Here is a 22,000-nt window from a genome sequence, read left to right on the forward strand (position 1 = left end):
AATCCTTATGAAGGACACATCTCGGTGTAGAATCTTTTGATTTGTCTTTCATCACGCGAATGAAGGACAAATCTCGGTGTAGAATCTTTTGATTTGTCTTTCATCACGCAAATGAAGGACAAATCTCATTAAAAACTTTCCTGATTTGTCCTTCATCAAGCAAATGAAGGACAAATCTCATTAAAAACTCTCCTGATCTGTCTTTCATCACGCAAATGAAGGACAAATCTCATTTAAAACTCTCCTGATCTGTCTTTCATCAAGCAAATGAAGGACAGATCTTATTATAAACTCTCCTGATCTGTCCTTCATCACACCTATGAAGAACAAATCTCATTAAAAACTTTCCTGATCTGTCTTTCATCACACCTATGAAGGACAAATCTCATTAAAAACTCTCCTGATCTGTCCTTCATCAAGCATATGAAGGACAGATTTCATTAAAAACTTTCCTGATCTGTCCTTCATCACACCTATGAGGACGAACCCCATTAAAAATTTACCTGATTTTTCCCTCATTTACCTTCTTTACTCCTGTACTAATTTTCACGCCCATTTTTTTAAAAATTTTCATGCCCGTGATGCAGTTCACTACACTGAGAACAATTCGCAATTATGATAGGAGTATAAAAAAGGTAAAAACAAATGAAGAACAAATAAGGGGGTAGATTTCAAATGGGAGCTGTAAAAGCGAATCAAAATAAAAAAGGCAGTAAAGAAACAGAAGCACCATTAAAAGGAACATGGGTTTCCGTCACAGTGGTCGGTGTCGTAATTGTTGCTACGTATCTAGTACTATATGGGCTTTATATGGCCAGAATCTAAGGGGGGATAAACAATGAAAATGCATCTTGATGAAAAAATATGGCTGACGATTAGTTTTGGTATCATCATGGGATTCATGTTGATCACAGGATACCAAGCGTTTGCTTTAGAAATGGGACCGCCAAGTAATATGGAAACCATCGATCCTCAGAAAGTGGATCAAACTGCTCCTTTCGATAAACCTGGATTAAAACAAATAGGCGATAACGAATATGAAGTGGTTATGACATTGCAGGCATTCGGCTTTACTCCAAACAACATTGAAATACCAGCTGGAGCGAAAGTTACGTTTATTATGACTTCAAAAGATGTAGTCCATGGATTTGAAGTAGCTGGCACTAATATTAATGCAATGGTTATGCCAGGACATATCCAAAAAATTACACAAACATTTGATAAACCGGGTAATTATTTAGTTATTTGTAATGAATATTGTGGCGCAGGTCACCAACTTATGAGTACAACCATTACGGTTAAGTAAAGGGGGGAAGCTAAAATGGCAGCAGCAATTCCAAAGAAAATTATGGAAACAACAAATAAAGCAATGGGAATTAGCCCAGAGGACGCTAAAATAACGAAATCATATATATTTGTAGCATTTATGGCACTACTAATTGGTGGATTTTTAGGATTGATTCAAGGTTTAAACCGTGCCGGACTTTTAGAACTTCCATCATGGCTTAATTACTATCAAGTTCTAACAGCACATGGCTTATTATTAATTCTTGTATTAACGGCTTTCTTTACGATTGGATACTTTTATGCTTCACTTTCCCATACTTTAGGAGGACTTCTTCCAAAGGTTAGAAGAATTGCATGGGTTGGTTTTTGGTTGAAGATGGTTGGATTTGTATTAGCAGTGATTCCGATCTTGATGAATGAAGCTTCCGTTATGTATACATTCTACCCGCCAATGGCGGCTCATCCGGTATTTTATCTTGGCTTAGTATTTATTGTATTAGGTGTATGGGCGTGCTGTATTGGCTCATTCATTCAAGTGGCAAACTGGAGAAAGAACAACAAAGGACAACACGTTCCAATTCTTGCTTACTTTGCAACAGGTGTATTTGTACTCTTGTTCTTCGCACTTATCCCAGTTGCAATCGAAGTTTTAGTGATGATTTTACCATGGACCCTAGGCTGGGTTGAAACCATCAATGTTATGGTGGCCCGGACACTATTTTGGGCATTTGGACATACGCTTGTTAATATTTGGTATTTAACAGCAGTATCTGCGTGGTATGTCGTAGTACCAAAAATTATTGGCGGCAGACGATGGAGTGACCTTTTAACTCGTGTCGTCATTATTGCCCTAGTTGTCATGAATATTACTGGCGGTTTCCACCACCAAATCATTGATCCTGGTATCAATGAACTCGTTAAATTTATGCACGTGTTTATGAGCTTAGCGATTGGATTCCCATCATTAATGACAGCCTTCGCATTGTTTGCAGTATTTGAAAGAACGGCTAGAAGAAAAGGCGGAAAAGGATTAATTGGCTGGTGGAGGAAAATGCCATGGGGTGATGTTCGTTTCCTAGCACCATTTATTGCCATGGTAGCCTTTATTCCAGCAGGTGCAGGCGGTATTGCACAAAGCACGAACCAATTAGACCAAGTGGTTCACAATACCATGTGGATTGTTGGACACTTCCATTTAACATTAGGTATGACTGTCGTTATGACATTCTTTGGAATCAGTTATTGGTTGGTTCCGTATATTTCAAAACGTGTATTAACTCCTCAGATTAATAAATTAGGTGTAATTCAAACATGGATTTGGACCGTCGGTATGATCTTTATGGCTGGTGCAATGCACTGGGTAGGATTGCTAGGTTCACCAAGAAGAACTTCTTACACAACTTATGGCGACCATGCTACTGCCTTAGGCTGGGACCCATACTTAATGTGCTTGGCAGTGGGAGGAACATTGTTAATCATTGGGGTTATTCTTCAAGTGTATGCCGTTATTAATATGATGTTCTTTGCACCAAAAGGAGAAACAGAATTTCCAATTGCAGAAGAAGAAGATAATGCAACAAAAACTCCATATTGGACTGAACGCTGGGGCATTTGGGTTGTTGTTATGCTGATCGTCGTTGCAATGGCATATGTAATCCCATTAACTGAATTTATCGTAAACGCACCGCCAGGATCACCGCCGTATAAGACTTGGTGATTGAAATGAGAGAGATAGTTCAAGTTCTTGGGCTATCTCTTTATTAAATTATAGTTGGATGTGATCGATCATGATCAAAAATAAACATAACATCATCTCGTTGGTTTTAGTTCTCGTGTTTGGAATCGTATTATTTTTTATAGGAACGGACGGATTTAGTGCCTTTACAGTGGAAACTGCTAGAGTAAAGCAGCTGATTGATGATAAACCAAAATTCCCGGACGTTACGCTGGAAGATAGCAATGGCCGTAAATATTCAATATCTGAGTTTGAAGACAAATATGTATTTATTACATTTTTATATACATCCTGTACAACTGTTTGCCCTGAATTAGAATATAACATGAAGCAAGTGTATGATAAGGTGCCAAGCCAGTATAAAGGTGAAGACATTGTTTTTCTGAGTATCAGCTTTGATCCCGAAAGAGATGACCCTGCCACATTAAACAAATATAAGGATTTTTTTAAGAGTGATGGGGAAACCTGGAGGATGGCAAGAGTTCCAAATCAAAGAGAATTAGACCAGTTATTAAAAGCTTTCGGCGTTATCGTGATTCCTGATGAATATGGAAATTTCGCACATAATTCTGCTTTTTATTTAGTTGATAAGAAAGGCAGCTTGGTAAATGTCATGGACTACAAAGAAATCAACGAGGCTGCAAAAACAGTTAGTAACATACTAGAGAAGGGAACGGAGGAATAGTCTATGAATCAGTCATTTTATGGCTTCCTGCTATTTATTTTCTTAGTTGTTCCTCCCGTTGCAAATTTCATGGAATCAGTCATGGTGATTCATATGCATATGCAAATGCCGATGCTGGTGATTGCTGGCTTTTTAATGGCACGCTTCTTTAAAAATAGATTTCCGGGATTTTTTGAAAAGTGGAATAGTAATGGGGTTCCGGGGATTCTATTATTTGTCATTATCATGGTATACTGGATGTTACCTCGAACAATGGATGAAGCGTTGACGACACAGAGCGTAGAAGTTTATAAATTTATAAGTTTGCCATTTTTGGCTGGAGTTTCGTTAAGAGATAGTTGGAAAAAACTCAGTTCATTTGGTAAGAATTCGATTATTATTAGTTTCACGATTATGTTTTTGGGATTGGGTTGGTTATATATTTGGTCCCCTGTACAATTATGTAATAATTATTTGGTAATACAGCAAGTAACTCTGGGCTGGGCATTTTTGACAACAGCGATTGGTTTGGTCGTCTACTTGGGGTACAATTTTTTTATTGACCCATCGGCTTATGAATGATGAAGAACGTATGGGGTAGGCAGGAGTATAGAAATGAAGGAACAGTATTATGATGATTTGTTGAACATACGTACTGGAGGAGACCAAAAGGGTTTTAATAAGTCTTTCCATTATCACAGATATGAGCCAACGCCATATAGCGCACTAGAACTATTATTTAAGAATTATGAATTAAAAAGTACCGATCATATTGTAGATTTTGGCTGTGGTAAAGGAAGGTTGAATTTCTATATTCATTACTTATTTCAGGCTTCTGTAGCAGGCGTAGAAATGAACGAGACCCTCTATGAGGAAGCAGTTGAAAACCAAACGAGTTATTTGAAGAAATATAAGAGTGCAAAAGGGAAAATTCAATTTCATTGCTGCTTAGCAGAGAATTATGAAATTGCCCCCCTAGATAATCGTTTTTATTTTTTTAACCCTTTTACTATACCTATATTTTGGAAAATCATAAATAATATTATAGCTTCAGTCGAAAAGTACAAACGTGAGGTAGATGTGATTTTGTATTATCCATCTGAAGATTATATCTATTTTTTAGAAAACCACACCTTATTTGAATTAAAGGAAGAGGTCCATCTTCCAGGTTTATATGAACATAATCAGAATGAGCGATTTTTAATATACAGCTTGTCATACTAAAATAGCCCTCGGTGTCCTTGAGACATCCTGAGGGCTATTTATGTGGTTTGCGCTTTAATTTTATCCGAGAGTAATTTATGAAGTGCCTTTTCGACATTTACTCGGTTTTGCTGGGGAATCCATTTTTTCGGTATGGTGATATAACGGCAATCGCTGCTTTTAATAAAGTTATAAATAATTTGGGCTTCGTCGAGTTCATCTCTGCCTAATTCCTTAAAGGATTGAAATGAATCATTAGTAAAATTAGTTAAAATCAGTGAGCCAAGTTGTTCAACGGATATACCGTCAAAATCAAACTTTTTACTAAAGAGGATCTTGTTCCGTTTAATGAGAAAGAGTTTGCAGGTTTCATCACTTAAATATTCTACAACAGCTAGATTATGATCCTGCTCTGTGAATTCAATGACCTTTTCCTTCTTAATTAAAAAATTAATGGCTTCAATCCTGTCTCTATATTTAGCAGCTGCTTCAAAATCGAAATTCCTAGAAGCGCAGGTCATTTGTTGCCTCAATTCTACGAGGATCTCCATGTTCGTTCCAGACAGTAATCCAATGATGTTGTCTAGTATCTTATTATACTCAGAAATAGCAGAATCCCCGCGGCACATGCCAATACATAAGCCTAAGGAATAATTTAAGCAGGGAGCATTGTTTATTTTGTTGCTGCTGCAAAGGATTTTAAAGGATTCCTTTATCCCCATAATCGCTTGTTCTACTCTTTTCTTACTAGGGAATGGACCGAAATAAAGTCTTCCATCGTTTTCTTCTTTGGTATTTGTTATTTCAATAGTCCGAAAGGCTTTATCCATTTCAATCAAGATATACGAATAGGATTGCGGGCTTTTCATCATTTTATTAAATAACGGTTTTAATTCCTTAATTAATTTGCATTCCAGCATAAATGCTTCAAATTCTGTGTCCGTTCGTATGAAATCAAAATCCTCTATATTACTTACAAGTTTTTTTATTTTTTGAGGATGGGCCTTTGACTGTTGAAAGTATGATTGAACTCGCCGTTTAAGATTTTTTGCTTTACCGACATAAATAATAGTACCTTTGGAATCTTTCATTAAATAGACTCCAGGTGTTGAGGGAAGATTTTTTACTTTTTCTTTTAAAAAAATAATACTCACTCCCTTCTGCTGATTTATTCTATTTTATCACAAAAAAATAAACCAGATTTATCTGGTCAAAGGCTATGCAGGTGTTTTTTTATATAAGATATAGAGAAGTACTAACATGACGAAATCCAATCTAGCACTAAAAGCGAATGGTAAAATTCCACTGTTAATGACGGGAAGCTTTGTTAGTATAATCGCTGCAATCATGATTCCAATTAAAGGGATGACTGCGTTTTTTACACTACGGTTTAATAAAATGAGTATACCGCAAATAATTTCTAAAAAGGCTGTAACATTCAATAAGATGTGTGGATAGGGTAACCCTAAATTGATAAAAACATTTGCCAATTCGGAACTAACTAATTTCATAGCACCTGAAGTAATAAATACATATGCCACAACATATCGGATTAAATTTGCTGTTGATAACGAATTAATCATGTCCATCACCCCTTTTATAATATGTATGAAATATTGGGACAAACAATTATTATTTTCGACTTAAAAATTTTGTAAGAGCAGGGTTAATTATTACTTTGAATGCAAAAAATAATCTTGCCCAAAAGGGGAGGAGAGGCTCAAAACTTAGAGCTTCTCCTCTCTTTGCGTAATGGGGGACTATGACATTTATCATGTTTGGCACATGACGGCTATATCTACAAGAGAGGATTTACTAAGGGCTATACTTTTAATAACACACGATAGAAGGGAAGAAAGTTATGATGGAACATAATCAAAAAAGTTTGAGGAAACAAGTTGCAATTTATGAAAAATCAAATGCTAGGGCGAGTATTTGGCAGCTAATAAATACTTTGATCCCTTTCTTCTCATTATGGATTCTGGCATATCAAAGCCTTACTAGTTCATACTTACTTACAATAGGGATCACTGTACTTGCTGCGGGATTTTTGGTGAGAACATTCATTATATTTCATGATTGCTGCCACCACTCCTTTTTTAAAAATCGAAAAGCAAACATGATTCTTGGAACGATTACCGGAATATTGACGGTTTTTCCATACCATCAATGGCAGCACGATCATTCTGTTCACCATGCAACAAGCAGCAATTTAGATAAGCGGGGAACCGGTGATATCTGGGTACTGACAGTGGATGAATATTTAGCTGCTTCAACTTGGGAAAAATTAAAATACCGGCTTTATCGTAATCCAATCGTTATGTTTGGGCTCGGTCCAATTTACGTCTTTCTACTTAAAAATCGCTTTAATAGAAAAGGTGCCCGCTTCAATGAACGTATGAATACCTATATAACTAATGCCGGAATCGCAGGTTTGGCAGCCATACTTTGTTTAACTATTGGTTGGAAGGCATTCCTACTAGTACAAGCTCCAATCTTCCTCATATCAGGTTCTTTAGGAATTTGGCTTTTTTATGTACAGCATACCTTTGAGGATTCCTATTTTGAGGAAGATCAGCATTGGGAATATGTAAAAGCAGCGGTTGAGGGAAGTTCCTTTTATAAGCTCCCAAAAATTTTACAATGGCTGACAGGAAATATCGGCTACCATCATGTTCACCATTTAAGCCCTAGAGTCCCTAATTATAAGCTGGAAGAGGCACATAATAATACCCTGCCATTGCAAAATGTACCTACCATTACGTTAGCAACAAGTTTAACTTCACTCAAATTCCGTCTATGGGATGAGAAGGAGAAAAAGTTTATTGGTTTTAAAGAGATAAAGGTCTTGGTAAAAAAACAGAAAGAGTTTCTTCGACCGGAGAAAGCTTAGAAACGGCAAGCCTTATGATTGGGCTTGTCGTATTTCTGTTCTAGAATAGAGTAGTTTGAATACATAGTAGTAAATGAAGATATCAGTTAATTGTGGTAAAATTAAATTTATTACTATTTAAAAGCTGAAAATGAGGTTCCTTCATGATAAAAAGGTATTTGACATTCCAGAAAAATAGCGGCATATCACCTTATATATGGACCATTCTATGCATATTGCCATTTTATTTTATTTTTCAAACAGCTTCACCGATTAAAATTATTATTGGTATTATCTTAACCATTCTCTTTTTCGTATTTTACCGAATCGCATTCTTTGCGAAAGGATGGCCAGTATACCTCTGGACCTTTATCTTAATCGGTATTTCAATTACATCCACGAGTCTTTTCAGCTATGTGTATTTCGCATTTTTTCTCTCTTATTTTATCGGTAATATAAAGGAGCGCGTGACGTTTTTAACCTTATATTTTATTCATTTGATTAGTACGTCTGCGTCTATTAACTTTAGCATTGTCCAGATGGATGAACTTTTTCTAAAGCAATTGCCATTTGTTATCATCATTTGGATAAGTGTCATTTTGCTTCCTTTTAATATTCATAACAAGAAAGAGATGGGGCAGCTTGAAGAGAAATTAGAGGATGCAAATAAGCGAATTTCAGAACTTGTTAAGTTGGAAGAACGTCAGAGGATTGCCCGTGATCTTCATGATACTTTAGGGCAAAAGCTTTCACTCATTGGTTTAAAAAGTGATTTAGCGAGGAGATTAATTACAAAAGATCCGGATCAGGCACGAAATGAGTTAAAGGATGTGCAGCAAACCGCAAGAACGGCGTTAAGTGAAGTTAGAAAAATGGTGTCTTCTATGCGGGGAATTCGATTAAAGGATGAAATGGTCCGTGTGAAACAAATTCTGAAAGCAGCTGAAATAAACTTTGAAGCTAATCAGGAAATTTCAATGAAAAATGTTCCGTTATTAACGGAGAACATCCTTAGCATGTGTTTAAAAGAGGCAGTAAATAATGTAGTGAAACATAGCGGCGCCAGCTCCTGTTCCATTTCGGTTCAACAATCATGGAAGGAATTGGTGATGACCATCCATGATAATGGTGTGTTTAAAGACGAAGGTGACAAAGACATAAGGGGAAGCGGACTTTTAGGAATGAAAGAACGCCTTGAATTTATTAATGGCAGCTTAGAGCTTCAGACAAAAGAAGGCACAACTTTAATAATTAGAGTGCCTAATGACGTAAAGCCGTCACTTTAAGAGGAGGCATAATGTAATGATTAGAATCGTTATAGCTGAAGACCAGCAAATGCTGTTGGGCGCATTCGGGTCTCTTCTAAATTTAGAAGAGGACATGGAAGTAGTTGGCAAGGCTACTAATGGGGAGGAAGCCGTAGCCCTGGTTCGGAAGCAGCAGCCTGATATATGTATTATGGACATTGAAATGCCAGGAAAAACGGGACTGGAAGCGGCCGAAGAGTTAAAAGGATTAACTTGTAAAGTCATTATCTTAACAACCTTTGCACGGACAGGTTATTTTCAACGTGCGTTAAAAGCTGGAGTTCGAGGCTATTTATTGAAAGACAGTCCAAGTGAAGAGCTTGCAAGCTCCATCCGACGCGTTATGGCAGGGAAGCGCATATACGCCCCTGAACTGATGGACGATGTCTACAGCGAAGAAAATCCTCTAACAGACCGAGAAAAAGAAGTATTAGAACTCGTCGCCGACGGCAAAAATACACAAGAAATCGCAGAACAACTCAGCATCAAAACAGGAACCGTCCGCAACTACATCTCAACCATCCTAGACAAACTAGACGTCAAAAACCGAATCGAAGCCATCAAACAATCCAAAGAAAAAGGCTGGTTTAAATAGACTGGTTAGATTGATAACGGTGACAATATCGGTGACAGGCACCACTCGTGGACACTGTCCACCCCATATGGACAATTTGGAAATTAGTTGAAACAGGACAGCGCTCCTGTTTTTTTTTTTTTTATAAAAAATAGGCAAACTAGGGATTGACCTTGACGTTGCGTAAAGGTGTATCGTTATTTATGAGGAGATGATCACATGGAATATACCATACAAAAGCTAGCTAATCTCGCTGGTATCAGCACACGCACACTCAGGTATTATGATGAAATTGGAATTCTTAAGCCGGCAAGAATCAATTCATCAGGATATCGGATCTATGGTCAGGCGGAAGTGAATACCTTGCAGCAAATCTTATTCTATAGAGAGCTTGGAGTGGGATTAGACAGCATCAAGGACATTGTAACTGCGCCGACCTTTGATGGTGCAAGAGCACTGCGTGAGCACCGTGAAAAACTCCTCGAAAAAAGAGAACAACTAGATAAATTAATCGCCAATGTCGATAAAACGATTGCACTTACGGAAGGGAGAATTACGATGTCAAATAAAGAAAAATTTGAAGGTTTTAAGAAAAAGATGATTGAGGAGAACGAGAAGAAGTACGGAAAAGAAGTTCGTGAAAAATATGGTAAGGATAAAGTGGAAGCGTCTAATGCAAAAGTGATGAACATGACAGAGGAACAGTATGAAGAAGTAACAGCATTAGCTGAGCAAATTCACAGTACACTTGCTGAAGCTTTTAAAACGGGTGATCCCGCAGGTGAGTTGGCCCAAAAAGCAGCAGACTTACACAAACAATGGCTCACTTTTTATTGGAAAGAATACAGCAAGGAAGCCCATGCAGGTCTAGCGCAAATGTATGTAGATGACGAAAGATTTACAGCTTATTATGATAAGGAACAACCTGGTACCGCTGAGTTCTTAAGAGACGCAATTCTTATTTACACAGGGCAAAAAAAATAATCGTAAAGAGTCGCCCAATCTTTGGGTGACTTTTTTTGTTTCCGAAAATTCCCATGACAAATTTTGTCGATTGTATATCCATTAATACAGAAATTTGTCATAATTAATAAAATAGTTAACACTACATGCATAGTGTTAACATACTTGATACGATCGTTAATCTTGGGAATATATTCTTAATATCTAAAAGTAGTGGACTTCTAGAATGGTGTGTTCTAGTAAAAGGGGGACAAAATGAATGGACAATAAAGATAAAATTAATATTCTATTAGTCGATGACCGACCTGAGAACTTACTAGCTTTAGAAGCAATCATTGAGCATGAGGATTACAATTTAATTAAGGCCTTTTCTGGTGAAGAAGCTCTGAAATCACTTTTGAAGCATGACTTTGCAGCTATATTATTGGATGTTCAAATGCCTGGAATAGACGGTTTTGCTACGGCTAAAATCATAAAAGCGCGGGAAAAAACGAAGAATATTCCAATCCTGTTTATTACCGCAAACTACTTGGATTCAGAGCATATTTTTACCGGTTACTCGGTTGGTGCCATTGATTATATCCTTAAGCCCTTTGATCCTACCATTCTTAAAGCAAAAGTAGAAGGATTTGTTGTTTTATACAAACTAAATCAACAATTGTCCCTCCAAGCAGATAGATTAAGAGTTAAAACCAAAGAGGTTGAACAAGCTAATTTGGAGCTTTCAAAAACAATTGCAGATTTACATATTTCTGAAACATTAGCAACAGTAATAATAGAAACATCCATCGATACGATGGTTGTTATTGATGAAAATGGCATTGTACTAAAAGCGAATCCTGCTTTAGAAAAAATGTTTAACTATGTTGAATCAGAAATTATAGATAAACATTTATCCATGTTATTTTCGGATGAGAAATCGAGAACAACTATCTTAAATATAGTAGAAACGATAAAAAATTTAAACCATCTATTGAATAATGAGCATTTATATGAAGTAACAGCTTCACGGAAGGACGGATCTACCTTTCCGGCAGAAATTCAAATCGGAAAAAGATTTGTTCAAAATCGTAGCTTAATAGCGTTTACGATAAGAGATATAACGAAAAAGAAGCAAGACCAAGAAAAAATTACCCACATGGCTTATCATGATAGTTTAACGAACTTACCGAATCGTAGATTGTTTAATGAGCAGCTAACGATCAAACTCAATGAAGCAAGGCATTCCATTCAGCCGCTTGTGATTATGTACTTGGATATGGATCGGTTTAAGTATATTAATGATTCACTGGGGCATTTAATGGGAGATCGGTTATTACAGGAGGTTGCTAAAAGATTAGCCCAAAGTGTCCGTAAAAAGGATATCGTTGCTAGAGTCGGGGGAGATGAATTTACCATTATTTTGCCTGAAACAGATCGAGAAATCGCCCTCGAAGTAGCAGAGGAGATATTTGAAGCTTTCAAAAAACCTTTCTACATTGATAACTACGAGTTATTCCTAACGACCTGTATTGGCATTAGCACATTCCCTTATGATGGAGAAGATCCCCAAGTATTAATCCGGAACGCCGACGCAGCATTATACCGTGCTAAAGAACAAGGGAAAAATCAGTATAAGGTATTTCACTCCGGTATGAATATCCAATCTTATCGAGCATTTATCATGCAGAATGACCTGCGAAAGGCCATCGAACGAAATGAATTCTCGCTTGTTTATCAGCCAAAAATTGAAATTGAAACGGGAACAGTTAAAAGTGTGGAGGCACTTCTTAGATGGAATCATCCAAGGTGGGGAACCATTTCACCCGTTGAATTTATACCTTTAGCAGAAGAAACTGGACAAATTGTTGAAATAGGTGACTGGGTACTTAGGTCTGCTTGTGAACAGAGTAAAGCATGGGAAATGGCAGGATATTCTCCAATCCCAATTTCAGTTAATTTTTCAGCACAACAATTCTTACAAAAAGAGTTAATTGAAAATATCCAGCATATTCTTAACGAATCAAAAGTACGTCCAGAGCTATTAGAAGTTGAAATTACTGAATCTGTACTTTTAGGCAATGGTGAAATTATTACCAAAACTCTAAACCAGCTAAGGGAAATGGGGATAAAAATTAGTATCGACGATTTCGGCACTGGGTACTCATCACTTAGTTATTTAAACCGCCTGCCACTAGATACTTTAAAAATTGACAGGTCTTTTACGAAGAGAATTTCCTCAGAGTCTTCAAAAGGAAAATCACTTATTTCTGCAATCATATCGTTAGCAAAAGGATTAAATGTGACAGTGGTTGCCGAAGGTGTTGAAACGGAGGAACAATTGAAATTTTTAAAGCAGAATAATTGCCAGGAAGCACAAGGGTATTTATTCAGTCCACCGGTTTCTCCTGAAGAACTAGTAGAATTTCTAACCTTGAAACATAAGGAAAGTACTAGCCGGAAGGGGATAATTAACACAGAGAATAAAGTAGTTTGTCTAAAGGGTGATAAACCTGCAGTGACTGAAGTAAATGAAACAAAAGTTGATCCAAGCCAACTAATTTTGGAGGCAGCCTTAGAGCGGACAAAAACAATATATTCCATTTCGTCAAGGGAAATGGATGTTTTCAAATTATTAGTAAATGGTTTAACAAATAAAGAGATTTCAGATCAGTTATTCATTAGCGAACATACTGTGAAAAATCATATTACCCGCATCTTCCAGAAACTTGCTGTTAGTGATCGATTACAAGCAATGGCTAAAGTCTATCAAGCATGTATAGAAGAAGGAGAGTATACACGAACTTAAAGGAAAAATACAAATCTAGGAGTCCAGCATGAAGATTAAAACAAAGTTATTACTTGGACTAAGTACCAAACCACTTATCATTATTCTCCTGATTGTGATTGGCTTGGTTGAAATCAATAGTTTAGCGAAATTAAATGAAACTACTCAGAATAACTACCAATTATCCTTATTAGCTGAACGACTTCACACAGATGTAAAAAAGGAAGCAATAAGCCTAAGAAATATCGTCATATTTTCGGATAATGAACAAATTAAAAAGGAATTGGCTGAGTTAAAGGAGATACAGGATTCGATTAATAGAAATATTTTTACGATGGAAACAAAGGTCAAATCGGATGAGCAAAAAATATTGGTCGGTAAATTAAAAGCAACCAATGAAAAATTTAACCAATATACAGCAAATGTAACTACACTGCTTTCCCAAGGTAAAAATGAAGAGGCTATTACTATCATAAAAAGTAATAGCTCTACTATTCACAATGATTTTCTAAACATTGTAACGGAAATGGGCTCCGAATTTGAAACAAACATGATTTCCTCTTTTAGTGAGATTACAAAAGATTTTAAACAACAAATATGGATATCTAGCCTCGTTTCTTTAATAAGTGTAATGCTTGTTACTATGTTTGTATTTCGGACGGTTTGGTCATTTGCCTTCAGATTGAGTAAGGTTTCGGATGTCATGAAAACCATCGCAAATGGAAATATAAACATGTCAGAAAAGGTCATCGTCCAAGGTAGAGATGAAATAGATGAAATTGCCCATTCTTTTAATAGAATGACAGATACCTTAACTGAACATATGGCTAAGGAACAAGATTTACTCTGGTTAAAATCAAACAGTGCTGAAATCATTTCGAGTTTAAGCGGCAATCATAGTTTAGAATCATTGTCTCAAACTTTTTTATCCAAGATTGTACCATTGCTTGATTCCTGTCAGGCTGTATTCTATGCAGAAGATACCGGTAATACCAAAGGAAAATCCTCTTATAAGTTAGTTGCAAGCTATGCTTCTGGTAAGTATAATTATCCATCCATGATTGTTCCTGGAGAAGGAATGATTGGCCAGGCTGTAATTGAAAAATCACCTATTATCTTATCAGATGTTCCATCAGATTATATAAAAGTAAAATCTGGTTTGGTTGAAGGGGTGCCGCTGTCGATTTATGTGTTACCGATTATCTTTGAAGGAGATGTTAAAGCAGTAGTAGAATTTGCTTCGTTTAAAGGTTTCCATGAAAATCAAGTTGCCTTGGCAGAGGAGGTCATAGGCAGTTTAGGTATTATCCTTGAAAGTGTGGTTGGAAGAATTCAATTAGCTAAGCTGCTAGAGGAAACACAAGTGCTGATGGAGGAAATTCAAGCACAATCCGAGGAACTGCAAACACAGCAAGAAGAACTTAGGGTCACGAATGAGGAACTTGAAGAACAAACGCAGAACCTTCGGAAATCAGAGGAAATCCTGCAAACACAACAAGAAGAATTGGAACACACCAACGCTGAATTAATGGATAAGGCAAAAGCATTGGAAAATCAAAATAAAATGTTTGAACTAACCAATAGAGAAGTGGAAAAAGCACGATCTCAACTTGAAGAAAAGGCAAAACAGCTGGCATTAAGCTCCAAGTATAAATCAGAGTTTCTAGCCAATATGTCACATGAGCTTCGTACACCGTTAAATAGTTTATTAATCTTATCAAAATTACTCGCTGATAATTCTGCTGGAAATCTAACAAGTAAACAAGTGAAATACGCAGACACCATTTATTCTTCTGGCAGTGATTTATTAAGGCTGATTAATGATATATTAGATCTCGCCAAGATTGAATCAGGGAAGATGGAGGTTCATTCAAGTGAGGTAATGCTAAATGACCTTGTGGATTTTGCAGAAAGTACGTTTCGGCCAGTTGCAAACCAGCTGAAATTAGATTTCAAGATAATAGTAAAAGAAGATATTCCTCTCTCATTCCATAATGATGAACAAAGACTGCAGCAGGTATTAAAAAATTTGTTGTCCAATGCTTTTAAGTTTACCCATCAAGGCGGAGTAATACTGGAAATTGGAAGGGAACCTTCAAGTGCATTTTGTTTTTCAGTAAAAGATACTGGCATAGGAGTGCCGAAAGATAAACAAGAACTAATTTTCCAAGCGTTCCAACAAGCAGACGGGACGACAAGTCGTCAATATGGCGGGACTGGTTTGGGATTATCGATTTGTCAGCAAATCGCTCATTTACTAAATGGGGAGATTGTTGTTGTGAGTGAAGAAGGAAAGGGAAGCACCTTTTCATTTTATGTTAGTGAATATAAACAGGAAAAAGAAATTGCAATCAATAATGGAAGTAACTATTTAGAAGAAGCGGCAGTCACGCTAGATTCAAATTTACTGATTCCAGCAGTAACAAAGGACAAAAAACCGGTGGACAAGCCAAATGAAAACATAAAAAGATTGTTACTTGCGGATAATGATCTAAAACACCGTTCTAGTATAATGGAATTGATTGGGGAAAAGGATGTTATAATAAAGGCCGTTTCTTCAGGTTTGGAGGCAACAGAAGAGCTAAAGGTTAGTGATTTTGATTGTTTAATCCTCGATCTAGATATAAGTAATACGAATGGTTTTACATTACTTGAAAAAATTAAAAAGGATGATAGACATACCGACTTAAAGATATTTATTTATACTGACCGTGATTTAACAGCCAAAGAAGAAACTTATTTAAAGAAGTATACAGATACCATTATTATCAAGGACACATATTCAACACAGCGATTAAAAGAGGAACTTGAAATATTCTTAAATGGAACAAGCAAACTAAGTTCACTAAATGATTTAGATCAAATTGTTCAAAACCAAGACACCAACGATACTGGTCTTGAAGGGAAAAGGGTTCTTTTAGTAGACGATGACGTACGTAATGTCTATGCTCTGATGAGTTTCTTAGAACAATATAAAATGGAGATTGCATTTGCGGAAAACGGGAGAGAAAGCCTTGAGGTTTTAGAAAAAAGTCCTGATTTTGATTTAATCTTAATGGATATCATGATGCCAGAAATGGATGGATATGAGGCGATTAAAAGAATAAGAAGGATGACACATTTTTCTCATTTGCCGATTATTGCACTGACTGCAAAAGCAATGAAAGAAGATCGTGATAAATGCTTAGATGCGGGGGCATCCGACTATATTGTAAAACCGTTTAATCCTGATCAGCTTATTTCCTTGATTCGGGTTTGGCTTTATCAAAAAGGTGAAAAATGAATGGAATATTGAGGGACAATATGGTTAAATATCAAGAAGACTCCAATGATGACCTTGAGAAACTTGAAATAGAATTATTGTTACAGGGATTATATGCTTGGTGTGGGTATGATTTTAAAAATTATGCCTATAATTCTATTAGAAGAAGAATATGGTACCGAGTCCATGCTGAAAAGTTATCAAGTATCACGGCTCTTTTAGAAAAAATTTTGCATGAACCTGCTTGTTTACAACGATTAATAGGGGACTTCTCTATCAATGTCACTGAAATGTTTCGAGATCCTTTGTTTTTTTTACATTTCAGAGAAAAGGTTGTCCCGCTATTACGCACCTATCCATCTATTAAAATATGGCATGCTGGATGTGCAAGTGGTGAAGAGGTATATTCGATGGCAATGTTGCTTAAAGAGGAAGGCCTATATGAAAAGACGAAAATTTATGCAACGGATATGAATGCAGAGGTACTTAAGAAAGCTAAATCGGGATTATTTCCATTAGAGAATATGAGAAAGTATACCAGTAACTACCTAAATGCTGGTGGTAAAAAGGCATTTTCTGATTATTACCATGTAACCAATAATGGGGTGAAATTTCACTCTTACCTTACAGAAAATGTAGTATTCGCTCAGCATAATTTAGTTACTGATCATTCCTTTAATGAGTTCCATGTGATTTTATGCCGGAATGTACTAATTTATTTTAATAAACCGTTACAAGAAAAAGTTCATTCACTTTTTTATGAAAGTCTTGGGATGTTTGGAATTCTCGGTTTAGGTGATAAGGAAACCATCAACTTCACCAATATGGAAGATAGTTATGAAACAATTAGCAGAAGTCAGAAACTATATAAAAAAGTAAAATAGCACTACCCATATTACGATTTAGGCCATCAGGGCCTATTTTTTTTGTCCTAAAACCATATAGGAATGAATTCCTTATTTAAACAATTTGAAATAGGGAAAGTAAGGTGATATATTGTTTCGTTATCTTACTTCATACTAAAGGTAAGATAGCACTACGGAAAAGTGAGCCGGAGGGGGAGTATGAACCATTTATCTATGCAAAAGCAAATCATGCTTAAAAGAAAAGAACTAGTAAGCCTCACAGCAAAAAATGGTTTAAAGGATAGCACGGTTTTGAAATGCAGTCAGGAACTAGATTTATTAATCTATCAAGTACAGGCAATCGATATGGGATTAATTAGCAGCGAAATACTATCTTGTCAAAATGAATGGAATGGAGAATAAATGATGGCCATATTGGACCTAGTGGAAAAACAGTATGTTGAATCAGAAGATCAAAACTTTTTGTCATTAATAGATCATCATCCAGATATGATTTATACGATGGATCTTAATGGTAATATCTTAAGCTGTAATAATAATGTAGAAGATATATTGGGATATACTTCAAGTGAGATTCATGGTCTATTTCATCGTCTAATAAAAATTGAACATTTGAATAAAGTCATAACACATTTTGAAAAGGCAGTAGCGGGAAACGTTCAAAATTATTCCTGTATTACTATACATAAGGACGGACATTATATTGACTTACAGATTACCAATATTCCCACGTATTCCAATGGGGAGATTGTCGGGGTATACGGAATTGCGAAGGATATTACAGAGGTAAAACTCACTGAGGCACGAATGAAAGAAAATGAAGTACAATTTCATCAAATTTTTAATAGTCTCGATGTGGGTGTTTGGTCGCTGGACATCCGGCAGCATAAATTTCTTTATGTATCAAAAGCCATTGAAATAATCTTAGGAATGAGCCCTCAAGATTTTAAAGAAGGTTTTCCTAATTGGAAGGAAATGATTCATCCAGATGATTTCGCAGAGTTTAGGAAAAATCAAATAGAGCTTAGGAAGGGAAAACCTTGTCAATATCAATATCGAATTTTGGATGGAATGGGAAAGATAAAATGGGTTGAGTCAAGGACCTTCCCAGTCTTGAACCCGGACGGGGAATTAGTACGTCTAGATGGATTAGTTACTGACATAAGTCAAAAGAAACATGAGGATGAAAAAATAAATTATTTTGCTTATCATGATTATCTGACCGGATTACCAAACAGACGAAAGTTTGAAGATGAACTGGAAACAACAATCACGACTAAACTGGAGGAATCCGAAAACTTTGCTTTACTGTATTTAGACTTGGATCGCTTTAAGTTTGTAAATGATACATTAGGGCATTCTGTCGGGGACGAGCTCCTAAAGAAAGTTTCAAATAGGCTAAGTAAACATTTAAGACCACATAATCATCTAGCGAGGCTTGGAGGGGATGAATTTGCGATTATCTTACACGATATGGATCATCCAAATGAATCCATTACCATTGCCTCTAACATAATAGAAGATATCGAAAAACAATTTACCATAAATGAGTATGATTTACATATTACCACAAGCATCGGAATTGGGATTTTTCCACAAGATGGCCAAACAGTGTCAGAATTGCTTGCCAACACCGATGTGGCACTTTATCGAGCAAAAACAATGGGGAAGAATAACTTACAGTTGTACAGTCCATCAATGAATATTGAATCATATAAGCTATTTGTTTTAGAAAATGATTTACGCAGTGCTAATTTCGATAAGGAATTTTTCATTCATTATCAACCTAAGGTTAATCCGAATACAAGGGAAATCGTTGGGGCAGAAGCGCTGATTAGATGGAATCACCCAGAATGGGGAATTTTAAGTCCAATTGAATTTATACCATTAGCAGAAGAAACGAATATTATATTTGAATTAGGGGACTGGGTTCTAGCTTCCGTTTGCAGGCAGATTAATAAATGGAAAGAAGAAGGAAAGCCGATTGTTCCTGTATCAATTAATATTAGTCCTAAGCGTTTTTTAAAAGATGATCTAGTTGCCAAATTACTGCTGATTTTAAGTGAAACAAATGTAGATCCTAAATGGCTGGAATTTGAAATTACCGAGACATCAATTATTCAAAACGAAGAAAAGTGTCTGTCGGTCATTACGTCATTAAAGGAAATTGGTATTACAATTTCTCTTGATGACTTCGGTACAGGTTATTCATCGATAAATTATTTGAAAAAATTTAAAGTGGATTTTGTAAAAATTGATCGTTCTTTTATTAATGGTATTCTATCGTGCACAGACGATGAAGCGATAGTAAAGTCAATCCTTCTGTTAGCACATGATTTAAATATGAAGGTAGTTGCTGAAGGGGTCGAAACGGAGGAACAGCTCGCCTTTTTACTACAATATGAATGTGATGTGATTCAGGGGTACTTGTTTAGTGAACCAGTGGGGGTGGATGAGTTTAACGCTATATTCTCTAATGAACAAATTCAAGTAAGCAATAGTGAAAATTATAATAAACTTCCAGAACCAAGGGAACCTATTAGGATTGAAATACCGGCACCTATACAGGCGAAAATGGTCATTTCTAAGATCAATGGAGTATCAATTCTTTTAGGGGATACCTGTGTGGTCATTGAAAATATTGGGATTGGCGGTTTACGGTTTTCCACGAAGCTTCAGCTGCCCGTGTTAAAAGATTTGAAACTTACCATTGAAACCAATGCATTTCATCAGCCCTTCAGTGTTGGCGGCAGAATTTTATGGAAAGATCAACTTGAAGCGAATCAGTACCAGTATGGCTTTGAATTTGATCTAAGTGAAGGGGAAAGAGCTTGGCTTAATGAGGAGTTAAATGTACTGATGAAATAAAAGAAAGGAATAGCCTATATGGTTGAAAAATCCAATTTAGAGATGTTAAATAGACTCGATCTGTTCTTTCAGTTGTTTAATAATATGACTGATTTAGTTTTCTTGACAAAAGTAAACAGTGATCAATCCTTTAGTTACATTCTTCTAAATAAACCTGCGAAAGATCTATACGGATTAACAAATGAATCTTTTGGCAAACCAATAGAGGAACTTTTGCCAAAAAGCGCCTACCAAACGATTAAGAGAAAATATCAAGAGGCCATGGATAGGAAAAAACCTATTGTATATGAAGATAAGGTGAGTGGCTCATATTTTCCAAACTCCTCAAAAAATAGTGACATCATTTATTGGGAATCAACGATTACTCCTGTGTTTAATCAAGAAGGTAAGTGTACCCATTTATTAGCTATTGTCCGTGATTTAACGGATCAAAGACAGAGAGAGAACCTAATAAAAGAAATGAAGGAACGTTTTGAGCTAGTCTGGAATAGTGTCGCAGACGCCATGTATATATTTGATAAAAATGAATATTTTGTTTCGGTGAATAAAGCATTCGAAAGATTATTCGGGTGGACGGAGGAAGAAGTTTTAAACGATCGTTTGATAAGTATTCTCCCTGAGGACAGTAAGGAAGAATTCAGAAAAATCATTGAAAAAATAAAAATGGGAGAAACAGTGTCTACCCAAGAGGTAAAACGTGTAAAGAAAAACGGAGAATGGATACATTTTCTTGCCTCCTATTCCCCTCTTTATAATCAGAATGGTGATTGGAATGGAGGAGTAGTCGTCTATAAAGACATCACGGAAAGAAAAAAGTACGAAGAAAAATTAAGACAGTTAGCACTTCAAGACCCGTTAACAGGTCTTGCTAATAGAACCTACTTTTCACACTGTTTGATAGCAGAGATGGAAAAAGCAAAACGAACGAAGCAGACCCTGTCTGTATTTGTTCTTGATATTGATCACTTTAAGGAAATAAATGATACCTTTGGACATGACATTGGTGATGAAGTACTAAAGGTATTTGCCAAGCGTGTTAAGAGTACGTTAAGAAAAAATGATATTTTAGCTAGAATTGGTGGAGATGAATTCGTCATTCTATTGCCGGATTTGACAGAAGAGAATAATGTTTCGGAAATTGCAGATAGAATTCAACAGAGTCTACATGCTGAATGGATCATTGCCAACGAGAAGATACACATTACATCGAGTATTGGTATTTCTTTTTTTAACGATTTTAATATAGATGAGAAAACAATATTCAAACATGCAGACATAGCCTTGTACAAAGCTAAGAAAAAAGGCAAGAATAATTATCAGATTTATAATGAATAGGAAACCGGCTAATGAAAATGGTAACGGGTTTACTTGTGAGGTGCAAAACTGTAAATCGGAGACCAAATCAAATAGCAAATCACATAAACTATACAGTATATTTCACAGTCAAAAAAGCTTAGAGATGCAAATATCTCTAAGCCTTTTTGAATTTTCTTTTTGTGAACAAGTTAATTAGATGCTAAGGCGAGTTTGATAAATAAGCGGAGAATTTTCTCTTAATTAAGAAATAGCACTGAAAATAGCTTGAATAGACGGAAAGAATCCGACTATTGACTCGAAAAACGTGAAAATTAT

Annotated in this window: 18 protein-coding genes; 16 read left to right on the top strand and 2 right to left on the bottom strand. The window is 36.1% G+C overall.

Annotated features, from left to right (window positions below):
* Positions 1 to 675: 675 nt before the first annotated feature.
* The 6 genes from BANA01_RS30005 (at position 676) to BANA01_RS20485 (ending at position 4,910) form a co-directional block, all read left to right on the top strand.
* Positions 676 to 825, top strand: a complete 150-nt coding sequence (locus tag BANA01_RS30005; protein WP_169803730.1) for a hypothetical protein — start codon at positions 676 to 678, stop codon at positions 823 to 825.
* Positions 826 to 838: 13 nt separating this feature from the next.
* A complete protein-coding gene (locus BANA01_RS20465; RefSeq protein WP_063254496.1) occupies positions 839 to 1,306 on the top strand; it encodes a cytochrome c oxidase subunit II in 468 nt (155 codons plus the stop codon).
* A 15-nt stretch (positions 1,307 to 1,321) separates the two neighbouring features.
* Positions 1,322 to 3,004 (top strand): cbb3-type cytochrome c oxidase subunit I, encoded by a 1,683-nt coding sequence (locus tag BANA01_RS20470; RefSeq protein ID WP_063254498.1) that lies wholly within the window; start codon positions 1,322 to 1,324, stop codon positions 3,002 to 3,004.
* Positions 3,005 to 3,074: 70 nt separating this feature from the next.
* Positions 3,075 to 3,707: an SCO family protein gene (locus tag BANA01_RS20475; protein WP_063254500.1), complete on the top strand. Its 633-nt coding sequence runs from the start codon at positions 3,075 to 3,077 to the stop codon at positions 3,705 to 3,707.
* A gap of 3 nt (positions 3,708 to 3,710) precedes the next feature.
* Positions 3,711 to 4,268, top strand: a complete 558-nt coding sequence (locus BANA01_RS20480) for a hypothetical protein (protein WP_063254502.1) — start codon at positions 3,711 to 3,713, stop codon at positions 4,266 to 4,268.
* Positions 4,269 to 4,301: 33 nt separating this feature from the next.
* Entirely contained in the window at positions 4,302 to 4,910 is a 609-nt protein-coding gene (locus BANA01_RS20485) for a methyltransferase (RefSeq protein WP_063254503.1), read from the top strand.
* Between the two features lie 38 nt (positions 4,911 to 4,948).
* On the opposite strand, the gene BANA01_RS20490 is transcribed toward BANA01_RS20485, so the two are convergent.
* Complete coding sequence (locus BANA01_RS20490) at positions 4,949 to 5,980, bottom strand: UvrB/UvrC motif-containing protein (RefSeq protein ID WP_063254505.1); 1,032 nt, start codon at positions 5,978 to 5,980, stop codon at positions 4,949 to 4,951.
* Between the two features lie 126 nt (positions 5,981 to 6,106).
* Positions 6,107 to 6,472 carry a DoxX family protein gene (locus BANA01_RS20495; RefSeq protein ID WP_063254507.1) on the bottom strand — a complete coding sequence of 122 codons (366 nt, stop codon included), beginning with the start codon at positions 6,470 to 6,472 and terminating at the stop codon, positions 6,107 to 6,109.
* Positions 6,473 to 6,750: 278 nt separating this feature from the next.
* Here BANA01_RS20495 and desA point away from each other — a divergent pair, with 278 nt between their 5' ends.
* From desA to BANA01_RS20545, 10 genes are all read left to right on the top strand, one after another.
* Positions 6,751 to 7,782: a Delta(5) desaturase DesA gene (gene desA, locus BANA01_RS20500; RefSeq protein WP_063254509.1), complete on the top strand. Its 1,032-nt coding sequence runs from the start codon at positions 6,751 to 6,753 to the stop codon at positions 7,780 to 7,782.
* Positions 7,783 to 7,925: 143 nt separating this feature from the next.
* Positions 7,926 to 9,047, top strand: coding sequence for a sensor histidine kinase (locus BANA01_RS20505; RefSeq protein WP_063254511.1), 1,122 nt, complete (start codon positions 7,926 to 7,928; stop codon positions 9,045 to 9,047).
* Between the two features lie 16 nt (positions 9,048 to 9,063).
* Positions 9,064 to 9,663, top strand: coding sequence for a response regulator transcription factor (locus BANA01_RS20510; protein WP_063254512.1), 600 nt, complete (start codon positions 9,064 to 9,066; stop codon positions 9,661 to 9,663).
* Between the two features lie 198 nt (positions 9,664 to 9,861).
* A complete protein-coding gene (locus tag BANA01_RS20515; protein WP_063254514.1) occupies positions 9,862 to 10,626 on the top strand; it encodes a MerR family transcriptional regulator in 765 nt (254 codons plus the stop codon).
* Between the two features lie 238 nt (positions 10,627 to 10,864).
* The gene (locus BANA01_RS20520) at positions 10,865 to 13,393 is read left to right on the top strand and encodes an EAL domain-containing protein (protein ID WP_063254516.1); all 2,529 of its coding nucleotides are present in this window, start codon (positions 10,865 to 10,867) and stop codon (positions 13,391 to 13,393) included.
* A gap of 28 nt (positions 13,394 to 13,421) precedes the next feature.
* Positions 13,422 to 16,655, top strand: coding sequence for a response regulator (locus BANA01_RS20525; RefSeq protein WP_063254517.1), 3,234 nt, complete (start codon positions 13,422 to 13,424; stop codon positions 16,653 to 16,655).
* A 20-nt stretch (positions 16,656 to 16,675) separates the two neighbouring features.
* The gene (locus BANA01_RS20530) at positions 16,676 to 17,518 is read left to right on the top strand and encodes a CheR family methyltransferase (protein ID WP_034675088.1); all 843 of its coding nucleotides are present in this window, start codon (positions 16,676 to 16,678) and stop codon (positions 17,516 to 17,518) included.
* Positions 17,519 to 17,698: 180 nt separating this feature from the next.
* Positions 17,699 to 17,902, top strand: a complete 204-nt coding sequence (locus BANA01_RS20535; protein WP_034675062.1) for an aspartyl-phosphate phosphatase Spo0E family protein — start codon at positions 17,699 to 17,701, stop codon at positions 17,900 to 17,902.
* Between the two features lie 3 nt (positions 17,903 to 17,905).
* Positions 17,906 to 20,368: an EAL domain-containing protein gene (locus BANA01_RS20540; protein ID WP_052106362.1), complete on the top strand. Its 2,463-nt coding sequence runs from the start codon at positions 17,906 to 17,908 to the stop codon at positions 20,366 to 20,368.
* Between the two features lie 18 nt (positions 20,369 to 20,386).
* Positions 20,387 to 21,703, top strand: a complete 1,317-nt coding sequence (locus tag BANA01_RS20545) for a diguanylate cyclase (protein WP_052106363.1) — start codon at positions 20,387 to 20,389, stop codon at positions 21,701 to 21,703.
* Positions 21,704 to 22,000: the final 297 nt, after the last annotated feature.

Origin of the sequence: Neobacillus niacini NBRC 15566 (genome assembly GCF_001591505.1) — a bacterium.
Lineage (GTDB): Bacteria > Bacillota > Bacilli > Bacillales > Cytobacillaceae > Neobacillus > Neobacillus niacini.

What these genes read in the sequence shown, in the direction of transcription:
- BANA01_RS30005 (WP_169803730.1), top strand. Translation starts at nt 676, where the DNA reads ATGGGAGCTGTAAAAGCGAATCAAAATAAAAAAGGCAGTAAAGAAACA.
- BANA01_RS20535 (WP_034675062.1), top strand. Translation starts at nt 17,699, where the DNA reads ATGAACCATTTATCTATGCAAAAGCAAATCATGCTTAAAAGAAAAGAA.
- BANA01_RS20475 (WP_063254500.1), top strand. Translation starts at nt 3,075, where the DNA reads ATGATCAAAAATAAACATAACATCATCTCGTTGGTTTTAGTTCTCGTG.
- BANA01_RS20505 (WP_063254511.1), top strand. Translation starts at nt 7,926, where the DNA reads ATGATAAAAAGGTATTTGACATTCCAGAAAAATAGCGGCATATCACCT.
- BANA01_RS20485 (WP_063254503.1), top strand. Translation starts at nt 4,302, where the DNA reads ATGAAGGAACAGTATTATGATGATTTGTTGAACATACGTACTGGAGGA.
- BANA01_RS20465 (WP_063254496.1), top strand. Translation starts at nt 839, where the DNA reads ATGAAAATGCATCTTGATGAAAAAATATGGCTGACGATTAGTTTTGGT.
- BANA01_RS20495 (WP_063254507.1), bottom strand. Translation starts at nt 6,472, where the DNA reads ATGATTAATTCGTTATCAACAGCAAATTTAATCCGATATGTTGTGGCA.
- BANA01_RS20545 (WP_052106363.1), top strand. Translation starts at nt 20,387, where the DNA reads ATGGTTGAAAAATCCAATTTAGAGATGTTAAATAGACTCGATCTGTTC.
- BANA01_RS20515 (WP_063254514.1), top strand. Translation starts at nt 9,862, where the DNA reads ATGGAATATACCATACAAAAGCTAGCTAATCTCGCTGGTATCAGCACA.
- BANA01_RS20480 (WP_063254502.1), top strand. Translation starts at nt 3,711, where the DNA reads ATGAATCAGTCATTTTATGGCTTCCTGCTATTTATTTTCTTAGTTGTT.
- BANA01_RS20470 (WP_063254498.1), top strand. Translation starts at nt 1,322, where the DNA reads ATGGCAGCAGCAATTCCAAAGAAAATTATGGAAACAACAAATAAAGCA.
- BANA01_RS20525 (WP_063254517.1), top strand. Translation starts at nt 13,422, where the DNA reads ATGAAGATTAAAACAAAGTTATTACTTGGACTAAGTACCAAACCACTT.
- BANA01_RS20490 (WP_063254505.1), bottom strand. Translation starts at nt 5,980, where the DNA reads ATGAAAGATTCCAAAGGTACTATTATTTATGTCGGTAAAGCAAAAAAT.
- BANA01_RS20520 (WP_063254516.1), top strand. Translation starts at nt 10,865, where the DNA reads ATGGACAATAAAGATAAAATTAATATTCTATTAGTCGATGACCGACCT.
- BANA01_RS20540 (WP_052106362.1), top strand. Translation starts at nt 17,906, where the DNA reads ATGGCCATATTGGACCTAGTGGAAAAACAGTATGTTGAATCAGAAGAT.
- BANA01_RS20510 (WP_063254512.1), top strand. Translation starts at nt 9,064, where the DNA reads ATGATTAGAATCGTTATAGCTGAAGACCAGCAAATGCTGTTGGGCGCA.
- desA (WP_063254509.1), top strand. Translation starts at nt 6,751, where the DNA reads ATGATGGAACATAATCAAAAAAGTTTGAGGAAACAAGTTGCAATTTAT.
- BANA01_RS20530 (WP_034675088.1), top strand. Translation starts at nt 16,676, where the DNA reads ATGGTTAAATATCAAGAAGACTCCAATGATGACCTTGAGAAACTTGAA.